The sequence below is a fragment of the Photobacterium sp. GB-210 genome, from assembly GCF_003026075.1.
In the GTDB taxonomy this organism is placed as follows: domain Bacteria; phylum Pseudomonadota; class Gammaproteobacteria; order Enterobacterales; family Vibrionaceae; genus Photobacterium.
Window position 1 is genome coordinate 669,399 of the sequence record NZ_PYNU01000001.1, and the last position, 18,363, is coordinate 687,761.

Genomic DNA, 18,363 nt, shown 5'->3' on the forward strand with positions numbered 1-18,363 from the left:
GGTTGAAGAATGTCATTAGTGTGTTGGCTTATTATTTAAGTTTCACCTATCACTTTATCATTCCACATGCTGTTAGATTTTATGAACAACGGTTTCTAATGGCATACGAGATTTAGGTAAGCGAGCGTTAAAATCAGACTCATCATGGTAGCCAATCGCGAGTGCGACAGGGCATGAAAATCCATCTAACTCTTGGCTGAATTCTTTCTCAACACGCTTTACGTCAATACCTTCAAGAGGTGTTGAATCTATTTTTAATCGTGCAAGAACGTGCAGAATATTACCGAAAGCCAGATACAGTTGTGCTTTTGTCCAATTAGCATTGTAGCCACTCGGCTCGGTGTATAAGTCTGCAAAGCTAAATTTGCTCACAGCATCATCTTTTTTCTCTGGTTTAATGCGGCCATCAAGAATATTTTTATCAATCACGGCTTCAAAATCTTCAATCGAATAATGAGGGTTGTGAGTAAATAAAATGATATGACTGGCGTTAGTTGCGTGAGGTTTATTGGCTAAAAACTTAGTCTCAAAGGTATTGCTAAATCGTTGTTTAGCATCATCTGATTCTAAAATAATAAAGCGCCATGGCTGCGAGTTGATTGATGATGCTGATAAGCGTAGTGCTTCTGAAATGATGGCAATATTTTCTGTTGAGATGGTTTTATTAGGATCGTAACTCTTGGTGGTATAACGCCAATTTAAGTCATCTAAAATAGGGCTGTTCATCTTACTTTTGCTCTTATTATTAATTGTCGTATTAATAAAATGGGGCTAGTCAGCACAATTTCAAGGTTTAGGCGGTATGTTGAGGCGAGAGGGGGGAATATGACTATGGCATACATCGCGTACACCATAGTAAATAGTATGGAATTATGCGTCAGGGCAGCAAGCAGTGCAGCCTTGTAGCGCAATGTCATGCTCAAGCTCAATCATGCCATCAGCATTCTTGTTTGCTTTGATTTCTTTTTCAATTTCAACAAGGTCGTCTGGATCTACACCTGTTGTTTGCATTTCTTCTTCTGAATAAGCGAAGGCATTTAACAATAGGTAATACTTAGCTTCATCAACAGAACAGGTGATAGTGGTAACAAGATCATCAGGGTAATCATTGCTCGCTGTAATAATGGTATTTACTTGCGCAAGAACCGCTTCATGCATAGCAGGGGTTAGCCAACCTAAGCTTGCTTCTGCTTTTTGTTGACGGCAATCGAAACAAGGTAAAAGGGCGGTATAAAGATTAAAATTGCTCATGGTGAATCCTAAAAATAGCTCTAGCGATGAAGGTTATATTAGCAACGATCATAAACGTATTTGAACCATGCGTATATTAGGAAATTATCCTATTCACGTCTAATCAATAATGAGGCTTTGAATCAGTATCATGTTTATACTAAAACATAAGTAAGAGATGATGTGATATTGTATGTCAAATCATTGAGATAAAGTTGAAATAAAGGATTTTTGATGAAAAAGCAGGTGTTATTTTCACTGATTGCATTTGGGCTAGTGGGTTGCGCTGGAACGCCATCAAATAGCTACACATTAAAAAATGCAGCGGGTGTATCGTCATGGGAACTATGTAAAAACATTGGCTATCATGAGTTTTTTAATCGCACAGAGAAAGCGGCGGAGCTTAAGCAATATGTGACGGAGCGTGGTGATATTGCGCCAGAGTCTTGTGCGGCGGCGGCACAAAAAGGCAAAGAATTTGCTGAGCAAGAATACCACCGCAACACAGGTTTATAAGTTTGAAACAATAAGCCTAAGCAATGATTGCTCAGGCTTGTTTCTACTTATCTGTTGTGATGATTTGTACTTTCACCAACTGGTTTGGCTTACCTGTCAGTTTCAGGGTATAGCTTCCCCATTCGTGGGTGTTTAAGTGGGTCAGGTATTGTGATGGCTCGGCACATTGCAAGTTAACAATATCTGCGCCTTGAATATCAGCTCCCGCCATCGATACGTGGGTTTTTGGTGTGACACCGACGATAAACTTTTCATTCCATTCTTTGATCGCCAATTGAATATAAGCTTCACCTTGGGAATTTAGTTGGGTGGATAAGCCTAATTCTTTATCTAAAATAAATTCTTGTTGGCTGGCCTCTTCAAGTGTTGAAGCTGTCGCAATGTGTTTTGTTGGCAAGTTACATAGTGGCTGATAACTTTTGGCAAAATAATCATTCCGCCCTTTATGTTCAGGGTTAATGTCGGTGTTTGCGCTTACGGCCATTGATTGGCTTAGTAAGGCGCTTAATGTCATTAACTTAATCGTCTTTTTCATGGTCTTGTTTATGGTCTTCATGACTTCACTTTAAAAGGTGGAAGACAGTTCGGGCTGTCTTTTTTATTTTTTAATGGGACTAACTGGCAAAAAGGATCTTGGTGTTGCTGTGTTGGTAGTCGAGTTATGGCTAAGCTATTGAGAAAGGCAACGAGCGCTTTTTTCTCTTTATTCGATAAACTAAAACCTGAGATCTTGTTGTCTTTATTGAGATGATAACGACCATCTCCTGCATTTTTACCTATCGTCAGTATTCGTCCACCGGCGGCATAATGTTCAATATACTGCTCGAGTGATTGTACGCTGCCATCATGTCCCCAAGGTGCTGTTTCGCTCACATTGATCAATGAAGGGATACGGTATTTTCCGTCGTCAGTTTCTTTATGGCTAAAACTGGCTTTGCCACGTTCATTTTCAGGGTATAAGTATTTGCCATCTTTATTTTTTATGCCGTACAAACCTGTGCTGACATAAAGTGGATCGGCGTTGTTTTTAGGGGTATTTAATAGCTCACCACCATGGCACTGGGAGCATTTTAGGCGATCACTATTGAACAGAGCTAATCCTAGCTGTTGCTCTTTATTTAGCGCATCAGTATCACCGGATAAATAACGGTGATAGGGGGTATCAACACTTTGAATTGTTTCTACATACTTCGCTAATGCGTTAATGACTTTTTGGGTTGTGAAATCTGCTGATTGATAACTGGCTTCAAATAGTGGGGTGTAGATATCAGACGCTTGTTGTAAGCGTTGCAGTAATAACGGCTCTGTCATCCCCATTTCTGTTGGGGCTGTGCCAAATAAAGGTAACAAAATAGCTTGTTCTAATGTCTGTAATCCTTCACGACTTTGCATGAATTGATCATAGTGGGCAACATTGAGTAATGCTGGCGTGTTTAGCGTTGTTGGATTGCCATGGATATCTGGCACTTTGCTAAATCGATTGGTCCAACCTAGATCGGCGGCATGACAAAGGGCACAACTGCGGTTGCCGAGCTTTGACAAGCGAACATCATTAAATAAATAGCGACCTAAGGTGATCTGAGCTTGCTGCTCACTGGTTGTTGCCAATGCAAAATGAGGAACTAAGACAACAAAAATAAGGCTAAGAAAGGTGAGTAGTGGACGCATTGTCGAGAGTGCTCTTAACAGAATGAGCAAATGATATAAGATACGGAAAAAGAATAGGAATAAATATTGTTTCAAAGTGCGACATTAAAAGATAAAACGAGAAATAACCTTTAATTTTATAACCTTGGGCTATCTCTCGTTTATTACTAATGCTGATGTGTTAGCAACTTAAGCGCCTTCAAAGTGATACAGCATATCGGTGTTGTGGGTCATTTTGGTCAATAAGGTATTGGTTAATTTATTGGTTAATGCCAATGCGTTATCAACTGTTTTTTGTTCAAATTGATTAATTAATGCTTGTGCTTTTTTAGGTTGCGTTTTGTATATCGCAAGGTACTGCTTTTCAAGCTCTTGTTGTTTAACGGCTGTTTGTTGCTCAAATTGTTGATAGGCTTTTTGAACAATGGGTGAGAACTCATTCCAGTTGGTCATGGCAATGGTTTGTAACTTACGGAATTGCCAGTTAGCAGATAGATTGTCTGCTTTATCTGTACCAATCGTTAATGCTTTAGGCACTTCTGTCATGCCTTGATAATAAGGAATATAAACGCTAAGTGCTGTCATCCCATACGCCATGTATTCGGTTTCACCGATAGCGATAGGTAGATTAGGACGAACTTGCAATATGTGTGATTCTTGGGTTCTAAATACAGATATTGGTCGGTATGGTTCTTTCGGATTGCTATTCGCGTATGGGTCGTGTGACGTACCTTGGTAGTGATTTCGTAGCCCTTGTTCAACATCTGCAACCGATAATTTATGGCTTGGTTTTAAAAAGACAGGGAAACTCTCACCTTGCGTTATCTTGGTATTTAAGCCCTTTGTATACATGTGTTGTAACGTCCAAACACGGGGGTAATTGTACGTTTGATCATTCTTGGTATCTTGCGAGTAAGCTTTGTGGAAATTGAAAGCCTCTCCTGTAACTGGAGTATATAAAGCATGTTGTTCGGCAAAGCTAACTAGCGTAGGAGAAGCTAAATAATCGGGATTATGCAGTTTATAGGTAGTTAATCGACCTTGGTTAGCTGAAACGAAATATTTATCAGCTGGGATTTTTTGTGCCATCCATTGGTGACCACTGCCGGTTTCTAAATACCAAATACCGGTTTTATCAACGAAGGCAACGCCAAACCCTTCAGATGCGCCTTGTTTTTCAATGATCTTACCTAACAGTTCAACGCCTTCTTTGGCTGTTTTTACACGTGGCAAAATGACATTTTCAATCGCATCTTCACCAATACCAGTCTTGGTTACATACGGATCCGCCGCGAGTGCTTGAGTACCGTTATAAATGGTTTCGGTTGCAGACATACCAACCCCAGCAGAGTTAAATCCAGCTTCACCCATACTGGTACCATGGGTGTCAAAATCTGACAATGACGTGTATTCCAGTGCATTTTTTGCTGCAGGGTAAGTAAAGTCATTGGCGTTAGATTTGAAATCAGCTTTTTGTTTTGCTTCAGCGGGGTGGTAGATAAACTGTTTTGCATTAGTGGCTTGATAGTCTTCATTACGTGCGACAATAAAAGACCCATCAGTTGTTGCTTGGTTACCCACTAAAATCGTAGTGCAGGCAAATGCTGGTACACTAATAGCTGAAGTAATAAGTGCGGAAAGTAATGTTATCTTTTTCATTAATTATCGTTAAGTTATAGGCATTGAACGAATATTCTTGCAGTTGAATGAAATATAAAACGTGATATTCGTCATATAATTTTTTTAGCTTGATGCACACTAATATTGCATGGATTACGGGAGTAAAAATGCGTAATTATTTTGTATAGCGTGACTCTGATTTAATTAAATATGACGAATAAAAATAAAAAGGAGAAAATAATTAAATACTTTCTCCTTTTTATATGAAGTTGAACTTAAAAAATTATTGTGGTTTTTTTTCTTCGTTTTCACGATGAATATAACCACCTATTTCTTCATCATGATAATTAATCGACATATTGCTTGCGCGAGTTTGCTGGTTAATTTCATAAATTTGAGAAGTATTCATCAAATCGCGTTGGCTTGTGTGAATGTCAACGTTCGTTGAATTTCTTGAGAATTCAACGTCAATAATAATGATTATATCGCGTATGATAAAGATAAACTCATAGGTCTTTTTTGCGTGATAAGAATGCCTATTAATACATTGGCATAAGTGATTAGAAGGGGTTACGTGTTTACAATTAATAAAGCTGGTGATTCTGATTTTGAATCGCTATACGATTTGATCTATCAAAATATGTATCAACTACAATCCGAGCTTGGCTTACCTTGGAATGCCGAGGGTATAAAGCGCCATTATAGGGCTAAAGATAATTGGGTAATTAAAAGTGGCGATATTATTGTTGCTGGATTTTCAATTGAAGCTAATGAAAAGTGTTTATTTATACATTCGCTACAAATTACAAAGTCAGAGCAAGGCAGTTTATTAGGCTATCGGGCATTTAAACACATAGTGAAAGAGGCTACATCACTTGGCGTTCCGTACATCAAGTGTTGTGTGTTTAGCAATAATAAGGCTAAAGAAATGTATAGTTTAGTTGGTTTTCAGAAGTTAAGTGAGTCGAAAGGAATATTGGAGCTTCAGCTTGATTTGAATGACAGGAGTAATCTATTTTTGCGTAGGTTGAGAACAGAAAAAATTGTTTAAGAGGGATTAACAACGCATAGCATTTTCACTATGCGCGGCTTTGGTATTTCGTTGCTCACATCTAAGCGAGCGTTATACGATCAAGGAGATTTTTGTCTGTACGATATTTATCAATATGGACTCAGCGATTAAGCATAACCACGATCGCGATAATTGTAATGAGAGCAATGACATTGAGTACGCTATATAAGATAGTTTTAGGCATACTAAAAGTCAGATGGTTGAAGTCGTATTTTGTCCCAATTGAGGTGACGGCAAGAGGGAGCATAACCAGTAAGCCGAACAGCCAACGAATATTGTTAGTCATTAAATAACCAACCTGAACTTCTGCAATAATAAAACCAATTACGGCTAATACTAATGTCGTGATAGATACGGCGAACGTACGATTGTATGAGTCCATTAATTCCGCGAATGCTTTATATTCTTCATCAGTAAAATTAGGTTGATTAGCCATATTGTCGCTACACCTGTAGGTAATATCTTTAAATAAGTGGCAGTGATTATAACGGATAATGACACCAAGATAAAAAGGACAATTGCCTGTGTATACAGCTAGCCATGAAGAAATGGCGAAATATATTATTAATTTTATTAGAAAATTTAGAATGTTTTAGAAAACATATAGCGATGTTCGGATGAATATATCTGCTTTTCTGTATAGAATTACACCGTATGCAGTGCATAGAGTTGAGTGGTTCTTAAAGGGGAAAGTGATGCGAATAATGGGATCAGAACGATCGGTAGCGGGATTATATTTAATAGCGTTATTTTTTAGTTTTATGTTGTTTGGCACCGCTTACGCTAATCAAGAGAAAGATCCCATTCGTCAGCCACCCATGGTGGAAGTGATTGGTAATGGCCCTTTAGTTCCGCAATCTCACCACCAATCAATTCCAATTAACTTTATGAATCTTGATAAAGTTGATGTTGAAATTTTACATATAACTGATCCCGACACCTTTTTAAATGACAGTTACCTATTAGATAACCTAAGCCCTTATGGTTTAGAGCGTTTACAACACGCTTATGAAAGTGTTTATGCTGATCGTTTTACACTGCCACCAAGCAAGTTAAATCAACAAACTGCAGCACGTATCCCTCTTTCACATCATTTGCCGTCAGGTTGGTATGTTGTGGTGTTAAAGGCACCTGGCGCGTTTGATGAGCTAAAAGTTAAACATGTGTTATTAACAGATATTGGTATTCAAGCACGGTTAAATACCCACCAAGCGAGTTTTTCTGTGTCACGTTTATCTACGGGTGACGCTGTTACTTCAGGTAGCGTTGATATTTATCGCGATCATAAACTGTTTAGAACAGCACCCATCGACCATAAAGGTGAAGCTAACTTTGATGTTGTGGCGAAAAACACCGATATCGTTATTGCTCGTACCAATAAAACAACAGCAGAACGCCAACTCGCTCCTTCATTACAACAGAAGTCACAACAAGAGATCGGTATTTTACCTCTGCGTGAAGCGCCCTTAGATTTATCGGATAGCAAAGTAGGAGGGCGAGCTTATCAACCTTATGAAGCGTTTATTTACAGCAACCGTGATTTGGTTAAGCCGGGTGAATCATTACCGTTAAATATTTTGCTGCGTGATCAAGACGGTCTGGCGATTAAAGATCAGCCGATCACATTAACGGTATTAGATCCACGTAATGATGTTGTGTTATCTGAGCAACTCTCTCCGCAAGCAGCGAGTTTTTATTCTAAGCAACTGAACACGACATCTAGTTGGCGTACGGGGCGCTATACCGTTGAAGTAAGGCTCGATCCTGAAGCGCAAAAGCCGATCAGCCAATACTTCTTCGAGCTGGAAGAGTTTGTTCCTGAGCGGATGGACTTAACCTTTTTCGATCCTGCAAAGCTTGTTATGGCGGGCAGTCAAACCAAGGTTGAACTAAATGGGCGCTATCTATTTGGTAGCCCAGCGGCAGGTAATAAAGTTACTGCCGAGGTTATGTATAACCCAACGTCGAGCTTTAGCGGTAAATACAGTGATTATCGAGTCGGTAAGCGATTTTCATTGGCTAGCCGTTATCAGCAATTAGATAAGCAAACATTATCAGCAGAAGGGAAAGCAGAGATAGTTTTACCGACACCTCCTGCTGCTAAAATTCAATCACCAGTTAATGCGGTCGTTAATTTCAGTTTATTAGAAACGGGTGGGGCCGCTGTACAACGGGATTTACGTTACACGGTGTGGAAAGATAGTCCAATAGCTGGAGTAAAGCCGCTGCAAAAAAGTGTTGGTTATGATGCTAAACCACAATTTGATATCGCACTATTAAGCCATGATGGTCAACATCGTCTTGCTGGTGATTTGACCGTAAAAGTGGATTACGATCAGGGGCCTTATTATTGGTTATATGAGCAAGGTGTTGGTTGGCAGCGTAAGAAACAAGCGCGTTGGAAAGCGATCTCTTCGCAAACGATTCATGTTGAAGCAGGAAAAAGTCATCGATTATCTTTTGCGACTAAATGGGGGCAGTACCGTATTACAGTGACTGATCAAGCGAGTAAAACAGTCACTGAATATCAATTCTATGCCGGTTGGTATGATGGTTATCAGCAAATAAAAGCCAAGCCTGAACATCTTGATATTGCTTTTGATCAATCACGTTATCACGCAGGCGAGAATATCCGTTCAGCGATCACCGCACCAATTGCAGGTAGCTTATTAGTGACGCTAGAAACAGATAAAGTGATCTGGTCGCAACGCATTAAGGTAACGAAAGGCAAACAAGATATTGAGATCCCACTGCCACAGGGACTAAATCGTCACGATATTTATTTAACCGCTACGTTAACAGGTAATGTTGATAATGCGCCGAAACGTTATTTTGGCATTAAGCCCGTTAAGCTTAATCGTGATGCGAGAAAGCTCTCAATCAAAGCGACAGTACCGCCAATTATTCGTCCGTTAACGACCTTAGATATCCCAATTACCGTTGCTGGTATTGAGAAGCAACAAAATGATAATACTTGGGTAACGGTTTCGCTGGTGGATAAAGGCATTATTAACCTCAGCCGTTTTAAACCACAAGATCCATTTAACTACTTCTTTGCACAGCGTCGTTATAGCGCGGATGTGGTTGATCTGTATTCACGTCTCTATGATTTGCGTCCTAATCCCTTTGCTCAATCTCGTTTCGGCAGCGATAGCGTTACGCGTACTGATAATAAAAACGACGATCTCGTTGAAAGTAAAACCGTCATTTTGATGTCCAAGCCGATAATGGTTAAAAACGGCAAGGCGAATGTGAAATTAGCTATCCCTGATTACAATGGTGAAGGTCAGTTAATCATTACGACATTTAACGATTCACAAGTGGGTCGAAGTGTATCAAGTAATAAAATTGCAGCTCCCGTTGTCGCTGAATTAAGTATTCCTCGTTTTCTCGTAGCGGGAGATAAATCGAGCGTAACGGTAGATATTCACAACATTAGTGGAACAGCACAGATGTTATCACTGGCATTGAGCGCCAACAAAGGCGTGAACTTAGCGATTTCACTACTGCCTGCTAAGGTGACATTACAAGATGGCGAGCATATAAGTTACAACGTCCCGTTTACGGTTGATTCACCAATACAAATAAATCGTGCGGAGTTTAAACTGCAAGCTCACTCGCTGTCACAAAACAGCAACAATCAGATCCATATTGATCGTTCATGGACAACACCGATCAAGTCAGTAATGCCGTGGGTTTATAAGATGCATTCGGATCTGTTAGAGCCGCAACAAAAGCTGACAGTGACATCATCATTGTGGCAAGGACTTGATACGATTCCAGATCAATTAGGCTTTGCTTATATCAGCCAAACACCGATGCTAAGCGTGATAGAGCAAGCAAGAGATCTTTATCAATATCCGTATGGCTGTGCAGAGCAAATAACCAGTAAAGCATTACCGTATTTATATGATTTACCAGAATTAACCCGCTTTAAAAAAGCCGCGTTTGAGCAGCGATTGAAAGCGCAAGGAAAAGCACCGAATGCTGAAGCGATGCCATCTGATAGGGATATGATTTATCAAGTGATAATGAACTTGAAACCAATGCAAACATCACAAGGTGGTTTTTCTTTGTGGCCAAGTGATGGCTATAGCAGTCGTGTTAACGATCAGCCTTGGTTAACTGTTTATGTGACTGACTTTTTGCTACGTGCTGATAAAAAATTTCCAAATATAGTACCGAAAGCCATGCTGAAACGAGCGCAAGACGAGATCCTCGAATATGTGAAGAACCCAACACGCATGAAGCAATGGGCGTATAACCAACAAAATGCGGATAGTGCATTAACCTATGCGGCATATGTGTTGTCTCAACAAGGACTGCTCCAGTGGAGCGATATTGATAATTTAGGTCTTAAACTCTTCCCATCTGGACTAAGTGAATTACAGCTTGCGGCAAGTTATGCCAATGTGGGAGATAGTGATAAGGCATTAGCACTGTTAAATAATTACCATACGGTTAAACGTTACAGCAGCTATTTTCAAGATTATGGATCTAACCTGCGTGATAGCGCCTTGTCTGTATTGATTTTGCAGCAACTAAAATCGAATAGTATTTTGGCTCATAAAGCGGCGGAAATTCAAAAGCAGTTATTAGAACAACTTGTTGCAGAGTCGGGCGATAAATTGTGGTTGAGCACCCAAGAGCGTGGTGCATTGTTACAAGCTGCGATATTGACCCAAACATTGAATAAAGATCAGCCGTTTGATGTGACAATTAATGGTCATGATCAGCAACATACGGGTCCATTTTCAGTACCATTAACGGAAGGATTAACAATTACCAATCATAATACCAAGCCGCTGTACGTTAAATTACAGGGTGAGGGGTACCAGCAACGAAATAAATCGGAATCAAATAGTGATAATCCGTTGAATACATTAAAAGTGAATACGCTTTCACGCTCTGTTTATCAATTAGACGGCAAGCCATTTACTGGAAATACGGTAAAAGTCGGTCAGCGATTATTGGTTGTATTGAGTGTTAGTCTCAACCAACGAGTAAATGAAGGGTTACTGTCTAAGATGATCCCAGCAGGTTTTGTGTTAGAAAACCCTGCACTTAATCAAGGGCTTGATGTAGCAGCATTAGCGCCTAACGATGTGACATTAAGTTCACCAGAGCATAGTGAATATCGTAATGACCGTTATGTAATTTCTCAGTCATTTGATAAGGATAAAACCTATTCATTTGCGTATTTACTTCGTGCTGAAGTACCGGGAACCTTTACTATTCCGCCAATTTACATGGAGTCGATGTACCAGCCATCACAACATGCAGTGTACTGGCCTAAGCAAGATACGGTAACCATTGAAAAGTAATCACTCTATTCAACAGCCTGCATCACGTTATAAAAGGTGGATGCGGGCTTGTTGTATAACCATTGTGTTATTAGCTACTTGTGGTGTGGTGCTGAATTACGTATTTCCATTACCGCCACTTTATCCGAATGGCTCTGCGGTTGTTATTAAAAGCCAAGAGGGAGAGGTACTGCGAGCATTTGCAGATATGCAAGGGGTTCGTCGAACGCAACTAACATCACCGGATCAAGTTGATCCTTTTTATCGACAAGCGTTATTAACCTATGAAGATCGTTGGTTTTATTTCCATCCCGGGTTTAACCCTTTTTCGATCTTTCGTGCTGCATGGCAATGGGGTGTTAATGGGCATGTCGTCTCTGGTGGCTCAACATTAACCATGCAAGTTGCGCGTTTAATATCACCGCATTCACGTTCATTATCAGGCAAACTAACCCAGTTATTTCGAGCGCTTCAATTAGAGTGGTTTTTTAGTAAAGATCAGATCTTAACCTTATATTTAAATCTCGCCCCGTTTGGTGGCAATATCGAAGGGGTTGAGGCTGCGGCGCAACGTTACTTTGGAAAGTCTGCTCAATTGCTCACAAAGTCAGAAGCGGCATTACTGGTGGTATTACCGCAAAAACCATCGTTATATCGCCCAGACCGTTTCCCTGAACGTGCAAAAGCGATGCGTAATAAAGTGCTTGAACGATTAGTGCGTTATAACAAGCTCGATCAATACAGTGAGAACTTTTTGCAACAGGAACCCGTCGTTGTTGTTCCTTATTTTCAACCACTGCAAGCGCCGTTATTGAGCCGAATGCTACAGCAAAGCTATCCACACCAAGCGGTGATGAAAACCACTATTCGAGCGGATATTCAAAAGCGAATTCACCGTCTGCTCACGACTGTTTCTCAACGCTTACCTGCAAAAAGCTCTGCGGCTATCGTTGTGGTTGATAATGTGTCTGCTAATGTTATTGCCTATCAAGGCTCAGCTGATTTTAATGATGTTAGCCGTTTTTCTTATGTTGATATGGTGCAAGCGGTTCGATCGCCAGGTTCAACCTTAAAGCCATTCATTTATGGTACGGCCCTTGATCTTGGGATCATTCATTCTCAAAGTTTGCTCAGTGATATTCCGTCATCGTTTTCAGGTTATAAGCCACAAAACTTAAATGGCAAATTTCAAGGCGCAGTGAGTATGAGTGAGGCATTAAAACAATCACTGAACATTCCTTTAATACAAGTTTTTAATAAAGAAACACCAGAGGTTTTTGATCAAAAACTGCAACATGCTGGGATTCAATTACAGCATATAAAACCAAATTTAGCGGTAGGGTTAGGTGGGACAGGAACCAATTTAATCACACTGGCAGCTATGTACCGAACACTGGCAACGAATGGGCAATATCAGCCTTTACAACTGCTACAAAATGCCAAATCAGTTGTGAGTAAACCACTACTTTCACCGGCTTCAAGTTGGATTATTTTTAAAACACTGAGTGAAATAAGCGCACCAGATAGAGTAGTACCATCGATAAGACGTCAAATTGCTTGGAAAACAGGAACCAGTTATGGTTATCGTGATTTTTGGTCGATAGGTGTTAGCCCTGATTTTACCGTTGGCGTGTGGATAGGACGCCCAGACTCTAGCCCTGTTGTGGGTTATTTAGGAGCGACACAAGCCGCACCTATTATGTTTGACGCCTTTGATCAGTTACCCCGCGATCAACACCAACGAATAAAACCTAAAGACGTTGTGACAAAGACCATTTGTTGGCCGAGTGGGCGTGATAAGCAAATTACGCCTCTTGCACAATGTGTTTCGCAAAGAAAAGCCTATACCGTAAGAGGAATTACGCCACCCACGTTGGAAACCGATGGACGTTTTTTACTTCCAAGTTTGGATACGGCTCAAACAACGTGGCCGAAACGTCTAGCAAATTGGCAACAACAACGAGGAGGTATTGCAACGCCTAAAGGACAAGGTGAGCTAGAGAAAAGGAACGCACGAGTTGTGCCGTATATTAAGCAAATAGTGACAGGACAGCATTACTATAAAGATCAATTAGACGTATTACCGCTACAAACGCTAGATGAAAACGTAAAGGTTGATTGGTATGTTAATAACCAACCATTTACCGGTAATGAAATTAAATTAGTGGATTACTCGGGTAAGGTGCGTATCACTGCTTGTATTAATGGAGTATGTGATAAACGTGAAATTGTTGTTCATCCGTAATCGAAAGCGTCAAGAAAACAGTGTTTATTAAGTGGTGTTTTTGACGGTTTATTTAAAAATAAATTATTACAAATCAAATAGATAAATTAATTCTAAATTGTATTGTTATTGTTTATATTTCGCCAAATACATATTATTAACATTGTGCGAAAATAATGAAAAAGAAGTATTTAGTCAGCCTATTGCCAGTATTGCTTATGGCGCAATATGGACAAGCAGAAACAATCGGATCCACAGTACCAGAAACACTTTATTTTAATAAAAAAGCGTTGCCATCAGACACTCAAGGCACACTGCAAGGTAGTGTTAGTGTTGCTCAAAGCGTGATCATGCAAACGAGCAATAAGATTGAAAATGATCGCCAACCACATCTTGTTTCTCTTCGTCGTACACTGGTGCTGTTTGAGCCTCATGCAGATATGCTAGAGCAAGACGAAGTGGTTACTGTGACTGCTAAAAATAAACAAAACGACGTGGTTTATCACACGGTGATGCGTCAACCACAACAGTTGCCACAAGTGGCGGGTAAGCTTGACAAGTATGTTGAGATAACGAAGCCATCACAGTTCTCTCTAACTATCACTAGCAATCACGATCTTAGTGATATCTCTGGTGAAGCGGGTATAACACATTTTAAAGCACTACTTGCTCAACACGATACCGTTTTAGTTAAAACTGGAGATGGCCATTGGGCAGGGCATTTTATTTTGCCTGATGATAAGAGCTTCAATAATAAGAAGATCACCTTTATTTCAGATGCTGGCTACAATTCTCAAATTGAATATGCACAAGGTACAGATACAATCAGCCGTGGTAACCAATTGACCTATCAAAATATTGATGGCGTTTGGTATGGTGAGTCGGATATGGCAATCAGCCGAATTTCATATAGCGATAAAGCTTATTCAGCGGTACTTCCAGCCGAAGCCGTTAAGTTGGGTTTACGCTTAACTTTCACCAGTGGAAATAAGAAAGAAGGGACGGTTTCAGATATTAAGATCGGTGCGAATACCAGTATGATCTTAAATACAATCGATATTGGTTTATTAACAGAGCCAAGAGATCAATTTATCTTTATCGATGATCCAGAATTACACCGTCAGTATTTCCAAAGTCTTCAGATCAGTAAATTGATCGTTAACCCTTATGAAGCCGTGCATCTTAAAGAGATCATGTTGCCAGATGGTCGCTTACTTCAAGGTGTTGATCCTAGTGATGCAGACGGTTACGGCAGTGATTCACATTACCGTATTGCACGTGAACTTATCTCTTCAGGTATTAACAGTGCTAACTATGGTGTCAATTCATCAAAAGTACGCCCCGAAAGCCAGTGGAATATTGAAGCGCCATACCATGCAACACAAGTCACGGTGAATAACTCAATTGGTAATTATACTGATGGTTTAATTACACACGGTATGTTGGGTTCTTACGCAGGTGTTGCTTCTGTCGTGAGCTCAACGGGTAACGAATTTAGCCATGAAGTCGGTCATGAACTAGGAGTCGGTGCCCATTACCCTGGTGGCTTTATGGGATCGATTCACAAAAGTTCTACCGAAGCGAACTCTACATGGGGGTGGGATGGTTATAAAAATATCTTTATTCCTAATTTTACTAAAGGTGTAACGAACCAAGAGTCATGCTATGAAGGGGAATGTGTTGCACCTTTTGAAGGTCACAGTTTTGGTTTTGGTACCATGTCTGGCGGTCAACCGCTTTACCCTAAATACAATGCATATACATTACACGCGCCGTATGAGCTGAGTGTATTCCAAGATTTTGTAGAAAATAAAGCGAATTTTGATCCAGCGTCACCAACAGGTTATAGCAAGTGGGATCACACAGAAAAAGTGATGAAGCCATGGACGCATTCAGTGGCTGATGATTTAGCGTTTTCGGTTGTTACGGTCAGTGGTAACGGCCCGCTTAGTGAATTTGGTGAAAATAGCGATAAATTTCAACAGTTATTTGCTAAACATCAAGTGGTTCACTTAACAACGGCTAATGCCGCTTGGGCTCGTGACTTTTATTTACCGACTGATGCGAAATTAGAAGGGAAAGTGGCGCTATTTGAATCATGGGCGGGTTGGAATTCAACTATCCATTATAACGACCAACAAATGACATTAAGCCATGGTCAAAAACATGTCTTTATGTTTACCAATGGTGTTTGGCAGTTAACAGATAATGCGCTATTAGAGCGCAACGTGGATTTGATCCCATACGCGCAAGGCGTACAGGTAACAACCTTGGTAGGGTATTACGATCCACAGAAAACACTACCAAGCTACATCTACCCAGCTCTGCATGGTGCATACGGTAATGTTTACGTTGATAACTTCACGGCTTCAACATGTCAGTTGGATGTGTTGACGCAAAACGGTGGCACCAAAACGTTCAACCTGTATAACCGTCGTTTGCAAGATGGTCACATGAACCGTTTTCACATCAATATTGAAAGTGCACTGAAACCATACCGCGCAGAAGTTAGCTGTGGTGGTGAAGTATTAAATACAATGGATATAGTGCCGGCAAAAGCGTCGTTAAAAGCAAGTATTGTGACAACGGAGGCAGGAAAAGCACCCGTTATCACAGGTGTTGACGATATTGTTGTTGCACATGGTGATTTATTTGCGCCACTTGCAGGAGTAACAGCGACAGATGATTACGATGGTGATGTCACTGCCTCTATCGTGGTTGAAGGTACTGTTGATACCAATAAAGTGGGTCATTACACGCTAACTTACAAAGCTTATGACAGTGCTTTAAGTGAATCTGTTGTTGTGCGTAAAGTTGAAGTGTTTAGTGCAAAACCTGTGTTAGAAGGGATTAGCGATACGACTATTCAACTCGGTGATACCTTTGATGCAAAAACAGGTATTACCGCAAAAGATGCAGAAGATGGCGACATAACGGCCAATATTATTATCGAAGGTGAAGTCAATACGAGCCTAGCTGGTAACTACACCTTGAATTACCGTATTACTGACAGCGCACAACAAACCACAGAAGCGCAACGTGTTGTGACGGTTGAAGGTAGCGCAGTGTGCGAAAACACATGGAGTGCACAAAGTATTTATGTGGCAGGAGATGAAGTCAGCCACAATGGTGTGGTATGGCTAGCAGGTTGGTGGACAAAAGGTGAAGAGCCGGGAACAACGGGTGAGTGGGGTGTTTGGAAACAAATTGCAACCGAAGGGTGTACCTCAGTCAAACCAGAAGTGACGCCACCTGCGCCGGGAGAATATCCAACGTATCAAGCGGGCACAGTTTACCAACAAGGGGATATTGTTCGTGCTAGCGATGAGCAGTTATACCAATGTAAACCGTGGCCTAATTCAGGTTGGTGCTCAAGTGCTTCTTATGCCCCAGCAAGCAGTGCTTATTGGCAAGATGCTTGGACAAAACTGTAATCACATAATATTTACTATATAAATCAAAGCGGTGAGTAAAATCACCGCTTTTTTATATCACGCTATATGATATTCCACTTATTACGATCTATTTGGATCATGAGTGAAAAAATGATTCACAGGGCCATGACCACGACCAATATTGAGCTGATCAGCGGCTGAAATGGCAGAGGTAATATATTCTTTGCCACGCTGTGTTGCTTGTTCGATCGAATAACCTTGAGCAAGGTAAGAAGCAATAGCTGAAGAGAGGGTACAGCCAGTACCATGGGTATTGTGGGTATCAATACGTTTTGTTTTTAGCTCGATAATATCGTCACTTAATATCAATAAATCATTACTTTCTGAATCACTTTCTAGGTGCCCACCTTTAAGCAGTATGGCTTTTGTTTGTATGTCACGCAGTTTGCTGACTAATCCCAACATATCTGTATGATTGTGTGGGATCTCGCTGTTTGTCAGCGCAGCGGCTTCAGGTAAATTAGGCGTGATGAGATCAGCTAATGGAAGTAGTTTTTGTTTTAATGTACTAATGGCTGACTGTTGTAATAATAAGTCACCACTGGTGGCAACCATAACGGGATCAATCACAAGATAGCGTGGCTTGTACTCTTTTATTTTGTTCGCAACTAGCGTGATGATGTCACTATCGGCAAGCATGCCTATTTTAACTGCCTGAATATTTAGATCGGTAAAAACAGCATCTAACTGTTGTTCTATCATCACAAGAGGAATAGGAAGAATACCACTAACACCTTGGGTGTTTTGCGCCGTAATTGCAGTGATCACCGAACAAGCATAGCCACCAGTTGCTGAAATAGCTTTGATATCGGCTTGAATACCCGCGCCACCACTACTGTCAGAGCCAGCAATAGTTAAAACGATAGGCGTTGTAACATGGGATGTATTATTGGTGTGTGATGACATAACAGATTCCTAATTACGCGTTAGGAACCGGTGCCAAGTAATGAAAGGATCGGTTGATGTGAAGTGATGAGATCCAGTGATAACTTGGCTAAACAATACGGATATTGTTTATTTAGTTCCCTCCGCCAGTGTTAACTGGTTCAGGTTCAACGGGTCCCACTTAAATTGTGATCTCAGCGTAATGCCCCCCGACTAACTCTCAAATCCTAATAGATAAACGTTTTGTTGTCACGTACTTATAAAATAAGGGGTTACATCAGCATTCATGTTAGATAAAAACCAAAGATGTAATGGTCAGGTGAAATAATCATTCCCCGACAAAGAACCCGAGCAATAAAAACAATATTAGTTTCATTGACATATTATGTATTATGCAACTGCTCGGTTAAG

At 40.5% G+C, this 18,363-nt stretch carries 13 protein-coding genes and 1 riboswitch; of the genes, 5 read left to right on the plus strand and 8 right to left on the minus strand.

What is annotated here, in order from left to right:
* Positions 1-72: 72 nt before the first annotated feature.
* Together C9J38_RS03095 and C9J38_RS03100 are read right to left on the minus strand one after the other, a co-directional pair.
* Positions 73-726 carry a nitroreductase family protein gene (locus tag C9J38_RS03095; protein ID WP_107205822.1) on the minus strand — a complete coding sequence of 218 codons (654 nt, stop codon included), beginning with the start codon at positions 724-726 and terminating at the stop codon, positions 73-75.
* Between the two features lie 144 nt (positions 727-870).
* Positions 871-1,251, minus strand: coding sequence for a hypothetical protein (locus tag C9J38_RS03100; protein ID WP_005367304.1), 381 nt, complete (start codon positions 1,249-1,251; stop codon positions 871-873).
* 213 nt (positions 1,252-1,464) lie between these two features.
* On the opposite strand from C9J38_RS03100, the gene C9J38_RS03105 reads away from it, so the two are divergent.
* Positions 1,465-1,746: a hypothetical protein gene (locus C9J38_RS03105; protein ID WP_005367305.1), complete on the plus strand. Its 282-nt coding sequence runs from the start codon at positions 1,465-1,467 to the stop codon at positions 1,744-1,746.
* Between the two features lie 43 nt (positions 1,747-1,789).
* Here the strand turns inward: C9J38_RS03105 and C9J38_RS03110 are convergent, their stop codons facing one another.
* The 4 genes from C9J38_RS03110 to C9J38_RS22110 all read right to left on the minus strand — a co-directional run bounded on the left by C9J38_RS03110 (position 1,790) and on the right by C9J38_RS22110 (position 5,422).
* Positions 1,790-2,302, minus strand: coding sequence for a hypothetical protein (locus C9J38_RS03110; protein ID WP_107205823.1), 513 nt, complete (start codon positions 2,300-2,302; stop codon positions 1,790-1,792).
* Positions 2,299-3,414 (minus strand): cytochrome-c peroxidase, encoded by a 1,116-nt coding sequence (locus C9J38_RS03115; RefSeq protein ID WP_107205824.1) that lies wholly within the window; start codon positions 3,412-3,414, stop codon positions 2,299-2,301. Before C9J38_RS03115 ends, C9J38_RS03110 begins: the two co-directional genes overlap by 4 nt.
* A 168-nt stretch (positions 3,415-3,582) precedes the next feature.
* Positions 3,583-5,052 carry a C69 family dipeptidase gene (locus C9J38_RS03120; protein WP_107205825.1) on the minus strand — a complete coding sequence of 490 codons (1,470 nt, stop codon included), beginning with the start codon at positions 5,050-5,052 and terminating at the stop codon, positions 3,583-3,585.
* 244 nt (positions 5,053-5,296) lie between these two features.
* Positions 5,297-5,422, minus strand: a complete 126-nt coding sequence (locus tag C9J38_RS22110; protein ID WP_255418319.1) for a hypothetical protein — start codon at positions 5,420-5,422, stop codon at positions 5,297-5,299.
* A 165-nt stretch (positions 5,423-5,587) separates the two neighbouring features.
* Between C9J38_RS22110 and C9J38_RS03125 the strand changes: the two genes are divergently transcribed.
* Positions 5,588-6,064 (plus strand): GNAT family N-acetyltransferase, encoded by a 477-nt coding sequence (locus C9J38_RS03125; RefSeq protein ID WP_107205826.1) that lies wholly within the window; start codon positions 5,588-5,590, stop codon positions 6,062-6,064.
* Between the two features lie 121 nt (positions 6,065-6,185).
* On the opposite strand, the gene C9J38_RS03130 is transcribed toward C9J38_RS03125, so the two are convergent.
* A complete protein-coding gene (locus C9J38_RS03130; protein ID WP_107205827.1) occupies positions 6,186-6,521 on the minus strand; it encodes a hypothetical protein in 336 nt (111 codons plus the stop codon).
* Between the two features lie 259 nt (positions 6,522-6,780).
* On the opposite strand from C9J38_RS03130, the gene C9J38_RS03135 reads away from it, so the two are divergent.
* The 3 genes from C9J38_RS03135 to C9J38_RS03145 all read left to right on the plus strand — a co-directional run bounded on the left by C9J38_RS03135 (position 6,781) and on the right by C9J38_RS03145 (position 17,046).
* Positions 6,781-11,409, plus strand: coding sequence for an alpha-2-macroglobulin (locus C9J38_RS03135; protein ID WP_107205828.1), 4,629 nt, complete (start codon positions 6,781-6,783; stop codon positions 11,407-11,409).
* Positions 11,399-13,633, plus strand: coding sequence for a penicillin-binding protein 1C (gene pbpC / locus C9J38_RS03140; protein WP_107205829.1), 2,235 nt, complete (start codon positions 11,399-11,401; stop codon positions 13,631-13,633). The genes C9J38_RS03135 and pbpC overlap by 11 nt, the downstream gene beginning before the upstream one ends.
* 155 nt (positions 13,634-13,788) lie before the next feature.
* Complete coding sequence (locus C9J38_RS03145; protein ID WP_107205830.1) at positions 13,789-17,046, plus strand: M66 family metalloprotease; 3,258 nt, start codon at positions 13,789-13,791, stop codon at positions 17,044-17,046.
* An 81-nt stretch (positions 17,047-17,127) separates the two neighbouring features.
* On the opposite strand, the gene thiD is transcribed toward C9J38_RS03145, so the two are convergent.
* Positions 17,128-17,973 (minus strand): bifunctional hydroxymethylpyrimidine kinase/phosphomethylpyrimidine kinase, encoded by an 846-nt coding sequence (gene thiD / locus C9J38_RS03150; protein WP_107205831.1) that lies wholly within the window; start codon positions 17,971-17,973, stop codon positions 17,128-17,130.
* Between the two features lie 100 nt (positions 17,974-18,073).
* Positions 18,074-18,174, minus strand: a riboswitch (TPP riboswitch).
* Positions 18,175-18,363 lie beyond the last annotated feature (189 nt).